This window comes from Bradyrhizobium sp. Ken64 (assembly GCF_055807555.1).
Genome location: NZ_JBVVPA010000065.1, coordinates 1 through 1,538, shown reverse-complemented (window position 1 = coordinate 1,538; position 1,538 = coordinate 1). Strand labels below are relative to the sequence as shown.

Annotated in this window: 1 protein-coding gene; it reads left to right on the top strand. The window is 63.3% G+C overall.

Annotated elements, in window-relative coordinates; all coding sequences use genetic code 11:
- Window positions 1-431: 431 nt before the first annotated feature.
- On the top strand, window positions 432-1,538 hold a 1,107-nt coding region (locus tag AC0L2F_RS35625), incomplete at its 3' end, for a HAMP domain-containing protein (RefSeq protein WP_473251508.1).

Below are 1,538 nucleotides of genomic sequence, written 5' to 3'. Positions count from 1 at the left end.
ATCGGCCAGGTCAACCGCGGCGCCGCTGAAACCGGCTCGGCCTCGGAAGAGGTGCTGCACTCGGCCAAGACGCTGTCGTCCGAAAGCACCCGCCTGCGCGCCGAGCTCGACCGCTTCATGGGGAATATCCGGGCCGCGTAGGGGCATTCCCGCCAATGTCGTCCTGGCGAAAGCCAGGACCCATTATCCCAAGCCGGAGTTGTCGGGCGAACTGTTAACTCCGAGTCATCGCCAAACCGCTCCCTGGGGTCATAGATCCTGGATCGTCGCTCCGCTTGTCCAGGACGGCGAGACCCAGCGTCACCTAACCGCCGGTTGCGGCGCCACAAATTTACCGCAGCTTATCCTTTGCCATTTACCGTGCTCACGCGTCAGGAAGCGGGCTGCTTCCGGGCTGCGCCTGGTTTTCCGCGAATGGAATGGGGTGGGGAATGCCCGTCAAGTCGAAGCCGACCATATCGAAGCTGCTTACCTTGCGTTTTCGCGCAAAAATCATCCTCGGCTTCGTGGCGGTGCTCGCCATCCTCGCCGTCAGCATGGCTTTCGCGTATTTCGGCTTCGAGCGGATCCAGGCCGCCGTGGCCTCCTACCGCTCCAGCGTCGCCGAAGCGGACCTTGCGCGGACGGTCGATCGCGAGCTGATCGCCTATCAGGGGCTGGCCCGGGCCTACACGCTAACCGGCGCGGCGGATGACGAGACCGCGGCCAAGGCAGCCGAAGAGAATTTGAGGGCCGCGATCGCCAAGTCGGCGGCGGCCACCACGGGCGCCGCGCGCCGCGAGCAGGTCGGCAAGCTCGAGGCCGACTTCAAGAGCTTTACCAAGGTGTTCGGCGAGATCATCACGCTGACGCGCGACAACAACAAGATCGCGACCGATGAGCTCAACAGCGTCGGCAACAAGATCCGCTTCAAGTTCGACGATCTTGCCGATACCGCGGCATTGGCGGGCCTGAACTCGGTTCAGAGCACGGCCAAGGACATCACCTCGCAATACCTTGCGGTCTCCACCTCGGTCAGCGCTTTCGTCGCCAAGCCGGAGCCGAAGACCGCCGACGGCGTGACCGCCCGCATCAAATTTCTGGAGACCTTGCTGGTCTCGATCTATGCCAACGACCAGAAGATCACCGACCGCGTCACCGAGATCAGCAATCTCCTCAAGCAGTACCGCGCCTCCTTTTCAAAGCTGACCGAGAACGTGAAGGTCATCGTCAAGCTGAACGGCGAGATGACCAAGACGGCCGCGTCCATTCTCAAGCTCTCGGGTGAGCTGCGGTCGGAGCTGACGACGGATCAGCAGCGCATCGAAGTCAACGCCAATGCCACCATCGGCGAGACCGAGCGGCTGATGCTGATGATGGCGCTGGGCGGCTTGGCCGTCGGCGCTGCGCTCGCCCTGATGCTGGGCAACGGCATTTCGCGTCCGATGATCGCGATGTGCAAGGCAATGCGCGAGCTTGCCGCGGGCAATTTCGACGTCGTGCTGCCGGGCCTGGGCCGCAAGGACGAGATCGGCGAGATGGCCGGCGCGGTGGAAGAA